General features: G+C 56.7%; 19 protein-coding genes and 1 tRNA gene. 8 read left to right on the top strand and 12 right to left on the bottom strand.

Annotated elements, in window-relative coordinates; genetic code table 11:
• Positions 1–11: 11 nt before the first annotated feature.
• Positions 12–731: a 1-(5-phosphoribosyl)-5-[(5-phosphoribosylamino)methylideneamino]imidazole-4-carboxamide isomerase gene (hisA, locus tag AC2FIS_RS04770; RefSeq protein ID WP_496772166.1), complete on the top strand. Its 720-nt coding sequence runs from the start codon at positions 12–14 to the stop codon at positions 729–731.
• Here the strand turns inward: hisA and AC2FIS_RS04775 are convergent, their stop codons facing one another.
• Complete coding sequence (locus AC2FIS_RS04775) at positions 732–1,178, bottom strand: DUF302 domain-containing protein (protein WP_496772167.1); 447 nt, start codon at positions 1,176–1,178, stop codon at positions 732–734.
• A 417-nt stretch (positions 1,179–1,595) separates the two neighbouring features.
• On the opposite strand from AC2FIS_RS04775, the gene AC2FIS_RS04780 reads away from it, so the two are divergent.
• From AC2FIS_RS04780 to AC2FIS_RS04795, 4 genes are all read left to right on the top strand, one after another.
• Positions 1,596–3,644: a spermidine synthase gene (locus tag AC2FIS_RS04780; RefSeq protein WP_496772168.1), complete on the top strand. Its 2,049-nt coding sequence runs from the start codon at positions 1,596–1,598 to the stop codon at positions 3,642–3,644.
• A 115-nt stretch (positions 3,645–3,759) separates the two neighbouring features.
• Entirely contained in the window at positions 3,760–4,521 is a 762-nt protein-coding gene (gene hisF / locus AC2FIS_RS04785; RefSeq protein WP_282119112.1) for an imidazole glycerol phosphate synthase subunit HisF, read from the top strand.
• Complete coding sequence (locus AC2FIS_RS04790) at positions 4,518–4,835, top strand: phosphoribosyl-ATP diphosphatase (protein WP_496772170.1); 318 nt, start codon at positions 4,518–4,520, stop codon at positions 4,833–4,835. Before hisF ends, AC2FIS_RS04790 begins: the two co-directional genes overlap by 4 nt.
• Before the next feature lie 72 nt (positions 4,836–4,907).
• The gene (locus AC2FIS_RS04795) at positions 4,908–5,483 is read left to right on the top strand and encodes a hypothetical protein (RefSeq protein ID WP_496772172.1); all 576 of its coding nucleotides are present in this window, start codon (positions 4,908–4,910) and stop codon (positions 5,481–5,483) included.
• Positions 5,484–5,486: 3 nt separating this feature from the next.
• On the opposite strand, the gene AC2FIS_RS04800 is transcribed toward AC2FIS_RS04795, so the two are convergent.
• From AC2FIS_RS04800 to rlmB, 4 genes are all read right to left on the bottom strand, one after another.
• The gene (locus tag AC2FIS_RS04800; RefSeq protein WP_496772173.1) at positions 5,487–5,957 is read right to left on the bottom strand and encodes a CoA-binding protein; all 471 of its coding nucleotides are present in this window, start codon (positions 5,955–5,957) and stop codon (positions 5,487–5,489) included.
• A 198-nt stretch (positions 5,958–6,155) separates the two neighbouring features.
• Positions 6,156–6,608 carry a YHS domain-containing (seleno)protein gene (locus AC2FIS_RS04805; protein WP_282151636.1) on the bottom strand — a complete coding sequence of 151 codons (453 nt, stop codon included), beginning with the start codon at positions 6,606–6,608 and terminating at the stop codon, positions 6,156–6,158.
• Between the two features lie 104 nt (positions 6,609–6,712).
• Complete coding sequence (locus AC2FIS_RS04810) at positions 6,713–7,027, bottom strand: hypothetical protein (protein ID WP_496772523.1); 315 nt, start codon at positions 7,025–7,027, stop codon at positions 6,713–6,715.
• Entirely contained in the window at positions 7,008–7,781 is a 774-nt protein-coding gene (rlmB, locus tag AC2FIS_RS04815) for a 23S rRNA (guanosine(2251)-2'-O)-methyltransferase RlmB (RefSeq protein ID WP_282168845.1), read from the bottom strand. Before rlmB ends, AC2FIS_RS04810 begins: the two co-directional genes overlap by 20 nt.
• 116 nt (positions 7,782–7,897) lie before the next feature.
• Between rlmB and AC2FIS_RS04820 the strand changes: the two genes are divergently transcribed.
• A tRNA-Tyr gene (locus AC2FIS_RS04820) sits at positions 7,898–7,981 on the top strand.
• Between the two features lie 146 nt (positions 7,982–8,127).
• Here AC2FIS_RS04820 and AC2FIS_RS04825 read toward each other — a convergent pair.
• The 7 genes from AC2FIS_RS04825 to AC2FIS_RS04855 form a co-directional block, all read right to left on the bottom strand.
• Complete coding sequence (locus tag AC2FIS_RS04825) at positions 8,128–9,249, bottom strand: alanine racemase (RefSeq protein WP_496772174.1); 1,122 nt, start codon at positions 9,247–9,249, stop codon at positions 8,128–8,130.
• Positions 9,246–10,493, bottom strand: a complete 1,248-nt coding sequence (locus AC2FIS_RS04830; RefSeq protein WP_496772175.1) for a D-arabinono-1,4-lactone oxidase — start codon at positions 10,491–10,493, stop codon at positions 9,246–9,248. Before AC2FIS_RS04830 ends, AC2FIS_RS04825 begins: the two co-directional genes overlap by 4 nt.
• Before the next feature lie 86 nt (positions 10,494–10,579).
• Entirely contained in the window at positions 10,580–11,101 is a 522-nt protein-coding gene (locus AC2FIS_RS04835) for a DUF2478 domain-containing protein (protein WP_496720595.1), read from the bottom strand.
• Positions 11,102–11,173: 72 nt separating this feature from the next.
• Entirely contained in the window at positions 11,174–11,839 is a 666-nt protein-coding gene (locus AC2FIS_RS04840; protein ID WP_496772177.1) for an NnrU family protein, read from the bottom strand.
• A 108-nt stretch (positions 11,840–11,947) separates the two neighbouring features.
• On the bottom strand, positions 11,948–14,014 hold the full coding sequence (locus AC2FIS_RS04845) for an ABC transporter permease (protein WP_496772179.1): 2,067 nt from the start codon (positions 14,012–14,014) through the stop codon (positions 11,948–11,950).
• The gene (locus AC2FIS_RS04850; protein ID WP_496772180.1) at positions 14,011–15,060 is read right to left on the bottom strand and encodes a quaternary amine ABC transporter ATP-binding protein; all 1,050 of its coding nucleotides are present in this window, start codon (positions 15,058–15,060) and stop codon (positions 14,011–14,013) included. Before AC2FIS_RS04850 ends, AC2FIS_RS04845 begins: the two co-directional genes overlap by 4 nt.
• A 10-nt stretch (positions 15,061–15,070) precedes the next feature.
• A complete protein-coding gene (locus tag AC2FIS_RS04855; protein ID WP_058275748.1) occupies positions 15,071–16,021 on the bottom strand; it encodes an ABC transporter substrate-binding protein in 951 nt (316 codons plus the stop codon).
• 416 nt (positions 16,022–16,437) lie between these two features.
• Between AC2FIS_RS04855 and AC2FIS_RS04860 the strand changes: the two genes are divergently transcribed.
• Positions 16,438–17,100, top strand: a complete 663-nt coding sequence (locus AC2FIS_RS04860) for a DNA-3-methyladenine glycosylase I (RefSeq protein WP_496772181.1) — start codon at positions 16,438–16,440, stop codon at positions 17,098–17,100.
• 59 nt (positions 17,101–17,159) lie between these two features.
• Positions 17,160–17,834 (top strand): hypothetical protein, encoded by a 675-nt coding sequence (locus AC2FIS_RS04865; protein WP_496772183.1) that lies wholly within the window; start codon positions 17,160–17,162, stop codon positions 17,832–17,834.

Consider the following 17,834-nt stretch of genomic DNA (forward strand, 5'->3'; position numbering starts at 1 on the left):
GGCCGCCTGACATGATCCTCTACCCCGCCATCGACCTCAAAGACGGACAGGCCGTGCGCCTGCTGCGTGGTGAAATGGATAAGGCAACCGTGTTCAACGACGACCCTGCAGCGCAGGCACGGGTCTTTGTCGAGGCAGGCTGTGAATGGCTGCACCTCGTCGATCTGAATGGCGCTTTTGCGGGTGAGCCGGTCAACGCCGCCCCGGTTGAAGCGATCCTGAGAGAATGCAACGTGCCCGCGCAGTTGGGCGGTGGCATTCGCGACATGTCCACGATCGAGACATGGATCGACAAAGGTCTGGCGCGCGTGATTCTGGGCACCGTGGCGGTCGAAAACCCCGATCTGGTGCGTGAAGCTGCCAAGGCGTTTCCGGGCAAAGTTGCTGTTGGCATCGATGCGCGCGACGGCATGGTGGCCACCAAGGGCTGGGCCGAAGAGACCAACGTGAAGGTCACCGATCTGGCCCGCAATTTCGAGGACGCAGGCGTTGCGGCCATCATCTATACCGACATTAATCGCGACGGCGCGATGCAGGGGCCAAACATCCAGGCAACGGCAGAATTGGCCCGCGCGGTGTCAATCCCCGTCATCGCCTCGGGTGGGGTCAGTTCGTTGGATGATCTGATTGCCCTGCGTGATTGTGGCGTGGCATTGGATGGCGCGATTTCAGGACGCGCGCTTTATGATGGCGCGATTGACCTTTCCGAGGCCATTCGCGCCTTAAGCTGATCACTCGGCCGCAACCGAAGTCAGCTTGGCAAGCGCACCGCGCATCTTTTCGATGACAGGTGATTTCTCGACTTCGTCGAGCTCATCCATTGTCTCTGTGGGGTCCTCATAGGCAAGCCAGACCTGCCCGGTCTCGTCTTCGTATGCTTGCACTTTGAGCGGCAGGAAAAGCCCGGCGCGCGGGTCAATCTGCATCGCGGGTGTACCTAGTGCCGGGTTGCCAAAGATCAGAACCTGATTGGCGGGGATGGTCAGACCGACCTTTTCCGCACCAGCTGCATGATCGACGCGTGCAAAGACGGTCGCGCCCGCATTGCCAACGGCAGCTTCCAGGGCGTCCATCGCCTCTTGCACCGATTTGTTCGTGTTTACTTTGATGATGTCGTCAGCCATGGCAGACATCGCCCCTCCAAAAGTCAAAATTGTTGCCAGTATCAGATTTCGCATATCGGGTTTCCTTCTGTAAATTTCATCCAAATTGTCTCAGCTTTTCGCGAACTTGCAATCACATCTCCGGCATCGGCAAAGCCTTGCCACGCACCCGACCCTCGCAGCTTTGGTGCCCGCGCAGACCGTTCCGCATTTGAGAACAATAATCCATTCTGACAGATATTTTACCAAGCTTGGCCCAAACTTGGTCTCAATTCGCCTGTAGCAGAACCACAAAGAACTCGAGCAGGGATTTCCACCGTGAGTATTACGAGCACAGAATATTCGAACAATTCTTGGTTCAGAATTGCGATCATATTCAGTTTTTGCACCACCGTTTTTGTCAGCGCTTCTCTTTTGTTTTTTGTTCAGCCTCTGTTTGCCAAGCTGGTCCTGCCGCAAATTGGTGGCGCTCCTGCGGTTTGGACGACCGCTATGCTGTTCTTTCAGGTGGTTCTGATCGTCGGTTACATTTACGCCCATGTGCTGACGAAATGGATACCCTTGCGCTGGCAACTGGTTACGCATCTGGCACTTTGGGCGGTTGCACTGACATACCTGCCCCTCTCAATAAACGAGGGCTGGAGCTATGACGCATCCAGCTCGACCGCGCTGCAAACCCTTAAGTTGTTTGCCCTGGGTGTCGGCCTGCCATTTGCGGTTCTTTCTGCGAATGCGCCGTTGCTTCAGGCGTGGTATTCACGGTCCGGCGGACCTTCGGCAGACGACCCCTATTTCCTATACAGCGCAAGTAACGTCGGTTCCCTGCTGGCTCTTTTGGCTTTTCCTTTGCTGGCTGACCCTCTTCTGGGTGCCAGTGCGACCAGTAATATTTGGTCCATCGGGTTTGTCATCTTCGGTGGATTAATGGCGATAAGTGGCCTTATCGCGCTGCGCGGATCGAGCAGCGTCATTGCGCCGATCGCAGCTGATATCGCGAAGAGCACCCCAAAGATGAAGCAGATTGCAACCTGGATTGTGATCGCTTTCGTACCCTCATCCTTGATGCTTTCCTTTACCACGAAAGCCAGTACGGATCTGGGTTCAATCCCGCTTATCTGGGTTGTGCCCCTTGCGACCTACCTTCTTTCCTTCATATTCGCCTTTGCGAAACTGAATTGGCTTAGTGTCAAATCCTTACACATCCCGATGATTTTGGCACTGGCGACAGGTGTAGTCCTTTTGTCAAATCTGATAGACCATCATAAAACTCCCATCGTCTTTTTGCTGTACGTCCCCGTTCTGTTTGTAATCGCCCTCTATGCACACAGATTGCTATACGAAATGAGACCTGCGGCAGAGCAATTGACAGTGTTCTACATCGCCTTGTCGGTGGGCGGAGCATTTGGTGGATTGTTCAATTCCATTCTTGCCCCGTTGGCATTTGCCCAGGAAGTCGAGGCACAACTAACACTTATTTTGGCTGCTGGATTGCTCTTGATCGGAAAAGGAGCAGTTACCCCAAGGAACCTGGCATTTGGTTTAATCGTCAGCTACCCAATCCTTTTTTCCTTCGGTATGATCGATGGAATAGATCCACTTGGAAAGGGCGCTTTGCGCGCGATTGTCGCAACCGCGATGCTGTTGACTGCGCTGATCCTGTTCCGCAATCAACCTGCACGTATCATTGCCATTATAGCAGCACTTATGTTGCCGGTTCTTTGGCCGCAAAAGGGCGCACTGCTTCAGGATCGAAGCTTTTTTGGGACGCACACAGTGTTCTCGATAGCAGACCTCAGAATCTATCAAAACGGAACCACACTGCATGGTTTGCAGTTGGAATCGGAATTTGGCAAAAAACCTACGCCGAAGTCTTATTACTACCCCAAGGGGCCAATGGCTCAAGTCATAACGTCCGAATTCGGGCGTCAAGCCGACAGCATCGGAATTGTCGGCCTCGGAGTCGGTGCTCTGTCCTGCTACAAGCTTCCATCCCAGGAATGGGCATTCTTTGAGATCGACGCCATGGTGGATAAGGTGGCGCGCGACCCCACCCTTTTCACCTATATCTCGGAGTGCGCGCCGAACTCGCCAACGCAACTGGGTGACGCGCGCATCGTTCTGGCTCAGACAGATTATACATTCGATATTCTTGTCCTGGACGCATACAGCTCTGACGCGATCCCTTTGCATCTGACCACTGAAGAAGCTGTGCAGATGTACACAGAGCGGCTGGCAGGCGACGGAATTTTGGTCTTCCACATCACCAACCGCTACTACGATCTGGTCGGTCCACTTGCGCGGATTGCGAACAAGCTTGGTCTTCACATAGCGCACCAGTTTCATCAGGTCGAACCGGACGGTGACGAATATGGTGCACATAAATCGCACGTTGTGATCGTTAGCCCAGATCAGGTCAGGATCGACAGTTTTGTCGAGAGCGGAAAATGGCAGGCAGTGGTTTCTGATGGGGGTGAGCCGTGGACGGACGACAAGGCCAATCTTCTGGCCGCGCTCAAATTGCTAAAAGACAAAAAGCAATAGAACCGGCGCAAGATCTAAGCCAATGATTGACCCCGCCATTTTCCGCAACACGCCCTAACGGTACTGGAAAAGGCGGGGTTTTGCCGATACAGGTGCGCCAACAAAGGACGCCGGTATGCTGAAAACCCGTATCATTCCCTGTCTGGATGTCGCCGATGGCCGTGTTGTCAAAGGTGTCAATTTCGTTGGCCTGCGTGACGCGGGCGATCCTGTAGAGTCGGCCAAAGCCTATGACGCTGCAGGCGCAGATGAGATCTGTTTTCTGGACATTCACGCCACCCACGAAAACCGCGGCACCATGTTCGATGTGGTTCAACGCACAGCTGAACAGTGTTTTGTTCCGCTGACCGTCGGTGGAGGCGTCCGCACCAAAGACGACGTGCGCGCCCTGCTGTTGGCAGGCGCCGACAAGGTCAGCTTCAACTCGGCCGCTGTCGCCAATCCGGATGTCATCGCAGAAGCCGCGGATCAGTTCGGCAGCCAATGCATTGTCTGCGCTATCGACGCCAAAACCGTCAGCCCGGGTAAATGGGAGATTTTCACCCATGGGGGCCGCAAACCAACCGGTATCGACGCCGTTGAGTTCGCCAAAACCGTTGTCGCCAAGGGGGCCGGAGAAATTCTACTGACCTCAATGGACCGCGACGGCACCAAGGCAGGCTTCAATCTGCCTCTGACCCGCGCGATCTCAGACGCGGTGGACGTGCCGGTGATTGCCTCTGGCGGCGTAGGCAACCTGGATCATCTGGTCGAGGGTGTGACGGAAGGCGGGGCCAGTGCTGTTCTGGCCGCCTCGATCTTCCATTTCGGTGAATACACCATCCGCGAGGCCAAAGAACACATGGCTGCGGCTGGCATCCCCATGAGGCTGATATGAACATCCTACACGATCTGGCCGCGACGATTGAGGCCCGCAAAGGGGCAGAGCCCGACTCTAGCTGGACCGCAAAACTGCTGTCCAAGGGACCTGAGAAATGTGCCGAGAAATTCGGGGAAGAGGCTGTTGAGGCCATCATCGAGGCCGTCAAGGGTGACAAAGACAAGCTGACCGCCGAGGCTGCGGATGTCCTCTATCACCTGCTGGTCATGCTGGCCGCGCGGGACGTGGCGCTGGATGGCGTTTTGGCCGAGTTGGCCCGACGCCAGGGCACAAGCGGCATCACCGAAAAGGCATCGCGCCCAAAGACCTAAGCCCGGGTTCCGTCCTGCCGCCCTGCCCTGTATAGTCAGGGATCAGTGTGGGACCGACCGAGGAACGCGGGAATGACCAGGGCTCTGGCCAGTGTAATGGCTTTGCTTTCGCTTGTGATGATTACCGCGTGTTCGGCACCGCCGCGCACGACCGGTGATGAGGTCCAAAGACTGGCAACGGAAATCCGCAGCCTTGGTCCCGACATCGACCCAGAAGAAGCCGACCGCGCGGCCCGCATCGCTTATTCCTATACCGCGCAGCTGGTTCAGGAATACGAAATCACCGACCCTCCGCTGATCCACAATGCAAAGGTCAACAAGGGTCTACGCCCGCGCGGGCTGTGTTGGCATTGGGCCGAGGATATCGAACGCCGGCTGAAGCAAGAGAACTTCCAGACGCTGGATTTGCACCGCGCGATAGCAAATGCGGACAACCAGTTCAGAATCGACCACAGCACGGCCATCATCAGCCGCAAGGGTGAGACGATGTATGACGGCGTGGTGCTGGACCCATGGCGGTACGGCGGTGTTTTGTTCTGGTCGCCCCTGGAGGAAGACACCAAGTATGAATGGGTGCCCCGCAGCGTTGTGCTGGAGAAGCGCCGTCAGGAACAATACGGGGAATTGCTGCCCTATGTCGGCGGCTAGCAATCATAGCTTGGACGAGATGACTCCGGTCGCGAATCCACCCATGCGCAGCTCGCCAAACAGGCGCTGATATTCGATTTTAGGGCAACGATTCATCACCACATCCACGCCGCGCGCCTGTGCTTTGGCTGCGGCTTCGGGGTGTTCTACGCCGATCTGCATCCAGATCGTGCGTAGGTCGGTAAAAGAAGACAGCGCTTCGTCGACTATTGGCGGAACAGCTTCGGAACGGCGAAAGATGTCAACCATATCGACCGGCTGAGTAATCTCGGACAATGACGCGCGAACGGTCTGGCCAAAAAGTAACTTCCCGGCATGACCTGGGTTCACAGGGATCACCGCGTATCCCTTAAGTGAAAGATACCGCGCGACATAATAGCTGGGCCGCACCGGGTTCATCGAAACGCCCACCACGGCAATCACCTTAGTGCGACGCAGGATGTCCCTCAGGAATGGGTCTGTGTAGTTCGCCATGCGGCCACACTAGACTTGGCGCAGCAAAGAAAAAAGCGCTCAGGTCAAACCTGAGCGCCAGTTGTTGGAACGAGGGACAGTGAAATGACCCGCGGCAGTTCCGTTCCGCGGTCACTGTGACATTTAGGCATAAGTTCAGAGAAAAAAAGAGGGTCGTCGCATTTTTGTGATGACAGATCGAAGAAAGCAGGAATTCACCTAGTCTTGATACAGCACCACAGGCCAATTTTCCTCGGCCATGTGAATGTATTCTGCACGATCTCCGCGCCAGAGCTGCTCAATCTCAGGCGAGTGGGTCAGGTACAGCCGGCCTTCCACCATGTCCCAAAGCATCGGATCGGTGCTTTTTAAGATACCTTGCGCCATGGCATAGGCGCAGTAGCCCCCGAACTGAGGGGAAAAGGCGCGAGGATTGCTTTCAAACAGATCGCGATTCTCGGCCGAGGCGAAATGCCACTCGGCCCCTTTCCAGATCACAGAATATTCTGGCAATCCGCGGACCGGCGTTTCCTCAAGAAAATATGAGACAGGGTCGTAGCCGGCCATGACGGCACCGTCCGCCTCATAGAAGACGGGCATGTCCTGTGCTTGGGCGGCAGAAAGAAGGGCAACGGCGGCTATCGCGCCAAGTATGAAACGTTTGATTGGCATCACATGCTCAGGATTACAAATTCAGGGTATCAAAATGCAATCTTTTGTCGCGCGAAACACCCCTATTAACGCGGTTGTGAACACCCGTGTCGCTTTATCCCGCGTCAGTCAAAGATATCCTCGACCACATCCCATGCTTCATCAATGACGCGCGCAAAAATCCCCTTTTTCTTCTTTTTCTTTTTGGACTGGTATGCCGTGGCCGTCTTGTAGCTATCGCGCTTGGGCTTGTCATTGCTCAGCTTGCGCTTGGGAACCATCTTGAGGTCATGCAAAGGGGCACCGCAGCTAGAACAGCTGAGTTCGTGGCGATGCTTCCCTTTCAGAACCAACGCAGCGCGCGTTCCACAATAACAGCAAGTGGCGATTTTGGTCGGGCTGGTAATGGCTCTCTCCTGTCTATCGATGCCTTGACGCATATAAGGCAATTGCGGCAGCATTTGAGACGTTGAGAGAACCAAACCCACCGGATGCGTCGATTTTCACCAGTTGATTGACAGTTTCCTTGGTCTTTTGCCGCAGGCCGGGCCCTTCGGCCCCCAGCACGAGTGCAACAGGTTGATCCAGCTTGCCGCCCAACGCCGTCTCGATGGTTTGTTCGGCCTCTCCGTCCAGACCCAACACCAGAAAGCCCATGTTCTGCAGTTCGACAATGGTATCGGCCAGATTTCGCACGCGCAGATAGGGCTGACGCTCCAGTGCTCCACTCGCGGTTTTGGCCAGCGCGCCCGTCTCCGGCGCCGAATGGTGCCGCGTACCGATCACGGCACTGGCCCCAAGCACTTCGGCCGAGCGAAGAATCGCCCCAACATTGTGCGGGTCGGTAACACGGTCCAATAAAATGACCCTGGGATGCTCACGCCCAATGCAATTTTCAGCCAGCCCGCCCCAATCCAGCGGCTTGACCTCAAGTGCAGCCCCCTGATGGACTGAACCGGGATCAATGGGCGCGGTGAATTTTCGCGGATCGACCATTTCGGCCTCAATCCCTGCAAATTCAATCGCTTCTGCCAGTTTATCCCGTGCGTTCCGCGTCACAATCAGTTTCAGTTTCTGCCGGTTCAGGTTCATCAAAGCATCCCGAACGGCATGCAAACCGAACAGCCAAACGGTTTCAGACGCCGCAGCTTTGCGCGCCTGTTCCTTTTCAACGACCCACTTGGGTTTCTTCATTTCTTGGGCCTCCGGGCCGGGAATTCGGTTTCCTGCGTCAAAGCCAAATTTTCCTGTTGACGCTCCTTCAAGGCGCTAGTAATCACGCCTCCACGTCAGGTGCAACGCCTGACAGTGGGCGACAGGCCGCAAGGTGTGGCAGGGGACTGTAACTCCCTCGCGGAGACGCACGCCTGGTTCGATTCCAGGGTCGCCCACCACTTTCCAACCACATACAGATCACTCAATCCAGGTACTATTACTCGAAACGGCCTTCGATTGCGGACCTCTGTTGCATTTTCTTAACATAAGCTGGGCGCTATGAATCTGAGGCACGCCGTTGAAACCCTGTTATCGGCAACGCGGCCTAATTGGGCAGGCATGGCCATTCACTAACCACCTGCCCACCTCGGACGGCTAGCATGGTGCCGAACTGATTCAGCACAGCCTCGCTTTGATCAGGGCGCAGCAGTGCGATGTCGCCCGGCGATACGTCTGCCGAACGCGGGCCTGTCCACACTTCCTGATTGCTTGAACGGCCAAAGACTTCTGAGTAGCCAAACCCCGCAGGGAAAACCGGCTGGGCAAGGAAGTGGCCGCCAAAGATCGCAATGTCCGTTTTCTGTCGCGGCAAGAACTCCAGCCCCGGCAACGCGTTACCCGGCATTGCTTTAAGAACCGGCGTCGCGATGAACGCAGCTGGTTCAAACGCCTGCGTCGTGGCGTGGTCAAAATCGCCGGGCTTTACCAGGACCGAGCCGAATGCGACCTCATTCGCAGAACCCTCGGCAAGGTAGGATTGAAAGGTCAGGCTGCCGCCTGTGTTCAGACACAACCCATCCTCGTCACGCGGCAAAACGGCGATGGCTGTGTTGAACGCATCTGCACTGGCCCGAACCGCGCGGTTGCGCAGAATGCCGGGCAGTTTCGCCAAATGCGCCTCGTACCCCATGACCCCGGCAAGCTGCCCGTATGGGTGCGCCATTATTTGTTGGGCAAGTTCTGGGACATTCTGAGAAATTAGCCCGCCACGGTGCAGGCCGATATCCAGTTCCAAAGACAAACGCAGTGACGTCTGGCGATCTGAAGCCAACGCCAGATATTCCCCAAGCCGAGCTGGGGTGTCGATCAACCATTGAACGCGCCTTGCTGCATCGGGGTTGGTGGTCAGTAGCCTTGCAGCCGTACTGACAGGCAAGGGCTTCCCGATCAGATGGTCTGTATCGGGCTCGGCCGTCAAAAGCGCCTGCAACATCGGTTCGGAAAACGTCATCAGGCCAGAGATCGAGATGCGCTCGCGAATGAAATCCAACAAAGGAAGGCAGGGCAGAGACTTGGCGACCAGCCTGCGGGCCAGCCCAGCGTCAGCAACTCTGTTCGCGACAACACAATTGGCATCCAACAAGTCTAAGTCCACTACGACGACGGGCTTGTCGACCCCGTGTGATCGCAGAGCATTTGACAGAGCTTTCAGGGCTGCTGCGTTCATGGTCGAAACAACCGAGCAAGCGAGGGCGTCAGAAATTTACCCTGTGGATCGAGCTGTTCGCGCAACGCGCAAAACTGGTCAAAACCCGGATACATTACGGACAGGTCTTTGTAAGTCAGATTGTGCAACTTGCCCCAATGAGGGCGACCACCTGCTTCGACAAATAGCGGCTCAATAGCTTCGAAATACCGTTTATGATCCTCGGCTGCGTCGGTGTGGATGGCAATGGAAATGCGCGGCCCACCCTGGAACGGAGACAGACAGGCCGTGTCACCAGCAGTCTGGCGCACTTCGATCGGAAAATAGATGTCCTTGTGGTCGCGATGTAGGCGCGTCAGAACCTCTTGCAGAACATCCCCAGCCACATCTGGCGGCAGATGATATTCCATTTCCTTGAAACGAATATGCCGGTCGCTACACAAAACCCGCCAGCTTTCGCCGACGTAATCCTCGTCCGACTGTGCCATCGTCAGCACTTTGAGCATTGCACGGCGCAACCCTTCGCTGATCCGCCCCGCGCTGCGCGCAAGTTTCAGTACCTTTACAGCGATCATATCCAAATCGCGCGGTGCCTTGCTTTCGGCGGCATCAGTGATGGCATGACGAAGTTCGACAGTTTTTCCGGTAAAGGGGATGTAGAAGAACTCGAAATTCCGGTTCTCCGCCCATTTCTGGTGCATCGTGACCAGGCTATCCTCGACCGAGGCAAGCTGGACCTGCCGACGTAAGTTATACTTTGGCACGACCTTGATCTGCGCTTCGGTCAGAACGCCCAGCATACCCAAACTGACCTGTACCATCTCAAGCGGGATATCATCCGTGGTCAGAACATCACCGCTTGCCCCGACCATTCGGGCAGCGGTGACTTCTGCCGCAAGGCAGGGAAGTTCGCGCCCGGTCCCATGGGTCGCGGTCGACACCGCACCAGCCAGAGATTGCGCGTTGATATCCCCAAGGTTGCGGAACGCCAGCCCCTTGTCCGCCAGTGCCGGCGACAGATCCCGCAAACGCGCATTGGCGTTAACCCATTCCCGATCCTGCCGGGCATCGCCAAGCGTTGGCAGGTCCAAATCCGACAAGTCCACAATCCGGTCACCACCGGCCACGATCGGCGTAAATGAATGCCCTGCACCTATGATCCGCAGGCTTTGGGGCTGCGCAATTTCTTTTTGCAGTTCAGCAATCGACGTCGGGCGCGCTATTGGCGTATCCGTTCGCTGGTTTCCGGCCCAATTGGTCCACATGCACTGCCTCCTCCAAGAAAGAGGATTGCAGCACAGGCGACACGAAACAAGTTAGGAAAACAGAAGCTTACCCGACGGGAGCTTTGTCAGGCCGCGGCCTCACGTTGCGCAGTGACGCGGTCGAACCATGCAATGATGCTTTCTGGATCAGGTGCGATCTGTTCGGCAGCACCACCAGTGAACGCGTCGAATTTTTCTTTGTTCAGACCGTTCACACCAACAAGGACGGGAACATCCAGCGCCAGAGCTTCGGCAATCACGGGGCGGAATCCGCGCCCGTCAGCCTCATGCTTGCCGAATTTGTTGATGATCAGCAATTGCGGTGCGGCGGCCAGCGAAGAGGTCACATATCCAACGGCCTGCTCCAGCGCGGCAGGGTCCAGACGGCAACCACGTGACTGTTCACCAAGGGATTGAGAGATGCGAATGGTCTCTCCCTCGGGCAGAACCCGAACATCCATGTCACACTTGCTGCTATCCGCGCATTCAGTGTTGGTTTGCACCACCCCCGCAAGGCTCGCGCCTTTGGCGAGCAGGTGTTCGGCAACCGCACTTAACAGGCGGTCGGTTGCGCCGCGGTCGGTGGTCGTAACATAGGCCAGATGCATCCAAGGACCCCTTAGTATAGATTTGTAACGTTCCAGATAGCACGCAAGTACCTGCGCGACCACTCTCTTGGGTCACGGTAATGGCGATAATCCGATCACAGGCGTGTGCAGATGTAGCAATGCCATGAAGATGGCAATTGCGACCAGCCAAACCCAAAGACGCGGCCACGGCTGTGGACTGCGCAGCGACAGGCGGGCTGTATTACGAGACAGCCGGATCCATTCCATACCCATATCGCGTTGTTTGCGGCGATCGATCAAAACCATTCCGAAAGCCGAAAAACCTGCAAAAAGCCCGAACAGGATCACGTGTGACAGGCCGCCATTGGCCAGCAGATGCGCCCCCGCCCACAGCATCAAAGCCGCAAGAACAGGGTGGCGCGTGGTCCGCAGGATGCCCGGTTTTTCAGGGTCAAAAGCGCGATGCCCCATCCCGCCAAAAGAGAACGGGTTTTGGATCGATATGCCGGCGACAGCCAGCCAGCACACGATTGGCATCACCAAGAGTGGCGCCCAGCGAAAGATGGCAAGCGGCGGTATGACCTCAACATATGGTGCTTGGGCTGCGGCGACGATTAGCCACGCGAGAACCAACAGCGACAATACGGAATATGCCGCAAAATATCCCTTGCGCCCCAATGTTTCGATCAGCCGCCCGCGAACACCCGGCCTCACCGGGATGGCGTGGCTGAGAAGAAAGGTGATCAGTGCTGCGAGGAAGAAGGCCCAACCGGTCATAGTATTCTCCGAACGTGTTACGCGCGGTCTACGTCCCGAACGCTGTCCGGTCTTTGTCTAAGATCAAGTGCAGGGCAAAAGGGGCGGACGCGCCGCCCCTGCCCCAATTCACAGTCCCAGCGCTTTACGCCGTTCTTCGGCAAAACCCTGCACGATACGGTCGGCAACAAGCGCCAGAATCGCCATGGCGGCACCAGCCGAGATGCCCAGACCCACATCCGCCTGACCTAGCGCCAGATAGATCGACTGCCCTAGACCGGTGGTCCCGATCAGCGCCGCGATCACCAGCATTGCAAAGGCATAAAGGATGGTCTGGTTCAGCCCCAGCAGGATCGTCGGCGCAGCATACGGCGCGCGCACGTCGCGCATGATCTGCCACTCGGTCGCGCCACTTGAGATTGCGGCCTCCATCATCTCTTCCGGAGTGTTGACCAGCCCGTGCCGCGTATAGCGGATCATCGGGACGATGGCGTAGGCACAGATCGCCAGAAAGGCCGAAAATTCACCGATCTGGAACACCATCAGCACCGGGATCAGGAAAACGAACAGAGGGATCGTCTGCAGCATGTCGCAGATCGGACGAACCACTTTCCAGACCGGCGACCACACGGCGCTGGCCAGGCCGATCATGCCTCCTGCGACAGCGCAGGAAAACACCGCAGCACCGCTGAGGTATAGCGACAGCAAGGCGCGTTCCCACAGGCCGGATACGAGGATGGTGCACAGCAGCCCCACCGAAAGCGCCGCCAGACGCCAGCCGCCCGCGACATAGCTGAGCGCGGCAGCGCCGGTAAGAACGAATGGCCAAGGCAGGTTTGCGATGCCGGTTTCCAACATTCCGATCAAGATCAGCACAACCAATCCTCCGGTCATGTGACCGCGCCATGCCATCAATGCTGCGATGACCGCGCCGGCGGCAAAAAGCCCGAAGCTCATCCCAGCCGTCCATTGGAACCCCCATGTGAAGGGCAAAACCGCCTGATCCAACCCGATCCGCAGTGGCAACAGAACATAGAACAATGAGTTGTTCTTGAGCGCATCCAGCCAAGGACCATTGGCCTGCGTGAACGCGGTCAAGCCGCTATCGACAGCCTCGGCCATCGGGTCCAGCAAGGTCAGTTCGGACGGGTTCGGCAGCCATGCCCAGAAGGCGACGGTGAACAGCGCCGTAAAGCCCAAGACCGCCCAGACAACGCGTGGATCATAGCGCTTACGCTCAGTCGCCAACGTGCCACTCATCCGGTCGATCACCACAGCAAAAACAACGATGACCAAACCGGCCATCAGCGACTCACCAAACTGAGCCTTGCGCATGGTCAGAAGAACTTCCCAGCCGATATCGTTGAACCCGCCGATTACGGCAGCGATGATGACCATCGAAAGGGCGGCCATCAGGCATTGGTTTACGCCCACCATGATCTGCGTCGCCGCTGCGGGGATTTCGACCTGAAACAACTGCTGAAACCGCGTGCCGCCGGACATGATGGCGGCCTCTTTGATCTCAGGCTCGACCCGTTCCAAACCCAGCATCACGTTCCGCGCCATTGGCGGGGCCGCGTAAATGGCCGACGCGATCAAACCCACAACCGGGCCAAAACCAAACAGCAGCAATAGCGGGGTTAAATAGGCGAAGGTCGGGACCGTCTGCATCACGTCCAAAACCGCCTGAACAAAGGACCTGACACGCGGCACTTCGTTGGCAAGTATGCCGATGGCACCGCCGACGATCAGCGCAACGGGAACCGAGACGGCGACCAATGCCAAGGTATTCATACTCTCGGCCCAATAGCCGGAGGCGAACACGAAACACAGGCCAAAAAACCCCAACGCCGCCATGGGCAATCCGCCCAGAAACCAGCCTAGCGCTGTCACCAGACCGATAAGAATGGGCCAAGGAGTGCTGCCCAACAGAAAATTAGCCGCGTTCATGGGATATGCCATCAGGTCGGAAAACAGCCGCATGGCTGGTTTGATGCCGTTCAGAAACCAGTCCAAAAACGCGCCAACCCACTCAGTCGCGGGCAATTCCCAAGCGGTGGGCCACTTGACCAACCAAGGCGCAAGACCCTCCAACGCAAGGCAAATCGCGCCGACGACGACTGTGATCAATGCCGCCTTCGCGCCAACCGTTAGTTGGATCGCGCTGTTACTGGGGATGTCTGAAACGGCGGTCATGTCTCATCCACCTGGAGCGCGGCGGCAAGATCAGAAGGATGAACCGTGCCAACGATATTGCCGTTTTCATCTCGCACAGGAACGGGTTCATAAAGCTCCATGCAATGCGCCAACGCGGCGTCCAGGGTCATCGAGGTTGTCAGGCCAGGATCATCCGGGCCACGTTCAGATTCGTCCCGCATGACCGAGGCGACTTTGGCGTGCTGACCCTTGGCCACGTCTTTCGAGAATTCGCGCACGTAGTCATCTACGGGGCGTAATACGATATCCGTCGGCGTACCGATCTGAACGATCTTACCGTCGCGCATGATGGCGATGCGGTCGGCCAGTTTCAGCGCCTCTTGAATATCGTGAGTAATAAACACGATGGATTTCTTCAGCGTCGCCTGAATGCGCAGGAATTCGTCCTGCAGCTGTCGGCGGATCAGTGGATCAAGGGCAGAGAACGGCTCGTCCAGAAACCAGATGTCCGGGTTCACCGCCAAAGACCGAGCAATCCCCACGCGCTGACGCTGACCACCGGAAAGCTGGCGAGGGTAGCTTTCCTCGCGCCCCTCCAATCCGACCAGAGTGATGACCTCTTGCGCGCGGGCCATCCGTTCCTTTTTGCCGACGCCCGATACGCGCAGTGGATAGGCCACGTTGTCCGCAACGGTCATGTGTGGAAACAGGCCAAAATGCTGGAACACCATGCCCAGTTTCTTGCGACGCAATTCGGTCAGCGCTTTCTTCGACGCACCGATAACGTTTTCGCCGTCGACACGGATTTCGCCGCCCGTGCCCGGCAACAATTGCGAGATACAGCGGATCAGTGTGGACTTGCCCGACCCCGACAGGCCCATGATGACGAAGAGCTCGCCCTCTTTGACTTCGAAATTTGCGTCCTGAACAGCCGGGATGAACCCGTGTTCGCGCAGATCGGCGGCGGCTTGGTCTGCATCATTCCCTGACCGAGACAGCGCGTCGGTCAGGGCTTTGTCTGCGCCTTGACCAAAAACCTGCCAGAGATTCTGGCAGGTAATGGCTGGCGTATTCGCGTCAGTCACTTATGCGAACTCACTGCGTTGCCGCGTCAACAACCGGACGCCATTTGTCTTCGTTCGCAGCCATCCATTCGGCGACAACTTCTTCGACTTTACCGCCGTCAACGTCGATCGCGCCCATCATCGGCTGCTGGTCCTCGACCGCCAGTTGATAGTTAGACAGGATTTCATAGGCCGCGGGCCATTTCTCTTCCATACCGTTCCAGCTGGCCTTGAAGATACGCGAGGGCGAGAAATCGCAATCGTTCACGGCGTTCGGGTTTGGACCCCAGGCCGGATCGTTAAAGCAGGCTTCTTCACCGGCAGGCAATTCAACGAACTGAACGTCATAGGCCGACATCGCCCAATGCGGCTGCCAGAAAGTGATCAGCAGCGGTGACTTGCGCTCGGTCGAAGCGCGCAATTCGGCGATCAGAGCGCCTTCGGAACCGGCAGGCACAGCTTTGAACGGCAATTCAAGACCGGTCATACGGTCGGCGCCGGGCGTACCCCAATCGGCAGGATAGTCGACCAGACGACCACCGGGCAGAGTTTCAGCGGTCGCGAAGACCTGCGCGCAATCCTTCAGCGCTTCCCACGCAGGCAGACCGGGACACAGATCGGCCACGTGCGCCGGATAAGCGATGCCTTCCTTGGCATCCAGACCCAGATCGCCGATTTCGACGACGGTGCCTTCGTCGATTTTCTTGGCGTATTCGTCCGAGACGTTGGATGACCAGATTTCCAGCGTCGCAGTGATGTCGCCATCTGCGATCGCCTGGAACTGGTTCATCATACCAGCGGTCACATATTCGACGTTGTAACCTGCGGCTTTCAGCATCTCGCCCGCCACTTGGGTCGTTACGTGCTGACCGGTCCATTCGTTGATCGCCAGTTTGATCGGCTCGTCCACGGCACCCATATCGGCGGCGTAAGCGGAACCGGCTACCATCATAGCCAACAGGCTGACACTAAGTTTTTTCATCGACATTCTCCCTGTCTTTTTTTGTTTTTCGTCCACCTCAGCGCACAGGTGCGCGCCGGAAGGTTGGACAGACGACAATACCATGTCGCAACATGCACAATATTGGCCGCAAAAGGGAAGTGAACACTTTGAACAAAGGCGGAATTTTTCGCCTTGTACTAAGCTGCAAGTCCCCACCCGCTGCGTTGTACTGATCGCGCGCGTTTTTGCTTAACACAAATATCTGGCGCAGGTCTTTGATTGACGAGTCAATCAGAAACCCGATTCCACTGTTTTGTCGAGTATTTCTTTTCCCGATGTTCGATTTTTCTGCATTTTTTTGATCTCAAACGCACCAAATGTCCAAAAACTCACTCTCTTTGAGACCTTGCAACGAAGCGTTCAACAGGCAACTTTATCGGTGGAGGACATGATTTATGCGTCATTTCGATGAAATTTTTGCAATGGCCGCCAACCGCCATGGTGGTTCGGATGCGCTGAATGACAAACTGAGCAAACCCAAAAGCCTGGCCAAGCTTGCTGAGATGCCGGAAGATCGCTGGCTGTCAGTTATTACCAAGACTATTTTTCAGGCGGGGTTCAACTGGAAGGTCATCGAAAACAAGTGGGACGGGTTTGAAATCGCGTTTGACGGTTTCGATGTCGGACGCTGCGCCTTCATGGATGATGAGAAATTCGACACCTTGCTGCAGGATACCCGCATTGTGCGCAACGGAACCAAGATCGCGACCGTTCGTGACAATGCCGCCTTGTTGCTGGAGCTTCGTGATGAAGGCGGTGCGGGTCAGGTTCTTGGGGGTTGGCCATCGAACGACTTTGCCGGGCTGCTGGCGATGCTAGGTAAGCGAGGGTCGCGTCTGGGCGGGGCTTCGGCCCAATACGCCATGCGATTTGCAGGGCGCGACAGTTATATCCTCTCGCAAGATGTGACCGCGCGGCTGATTGCCGAAGGGGTGGTCGATAAGGCCCCAACATCGAAAAAGGCGATGGCAGCGGTGCAAGAGGCCTTTAATACATGGATGGATCAATCAGGCCGGTCGCTGACCGAAATCAGCGGGGTTTTGGCGATGAGCCTGTGAAAACGGGTTGCAGCGCGGGCGCTTCGCATTAGGCTTTGATTATGGCCTTTCGTATTTTGATGACGCTACTAATTTTGCTTGCTGCATGTGGACGCCCTTTGACGGATCAGGAACGCGCATTTGTAAGTGCCGTTCAAGGCGACACGTTGGATCTGGATCGCGTGCGCCTTGTTGAAGGTGCGCCGGTCACACCGATCACGTTTTACCGCAAGGACCGGCCGCGCCTAGCCTGTCGGGAACGTATCCTGCCACCAACCGAAGAAGGTGTCGTCACCGCAAAACCCGCCGCTGTTGCGTTGTTCAACAAGGTCTATTTTAACAAGGATTGGTATCTTGAGGACTATATGTCCGACTTCCCGGAACAAATGGACCTGATTGCCGGGATGTTGCTTGCACACGAGCTGACCCACGTCTGGCAATGGCAGAACCGCCGGTCCACCGGTTATCACCCCCTGCGTGCCGCCGCCGAACATGGCGGAAGCAAGGACCCCTACTTGTTCGACCTGCAGACATCGCCTGATTTCCTGTCCTATGGATTCGAACAACAGGGGGCGATCGTCGAGGAATACGTCTGCTGCCGGGCATTGGACCCTACCGCACCGCGGACCCAGCGCCTGCATGACATGTTGGGCGCGCATTTCGACTTGTCACCGCTGCCTGGCGCGCAGCGCGAGCGTGCCGTTGTCATTCCGTGGAGCGGAGCGAAGGTCGAAGGGATTTGCCGCGAAGGCTAA

The organism is Ruegeria sp. CDSB113, from assembly GCF_059611045.1.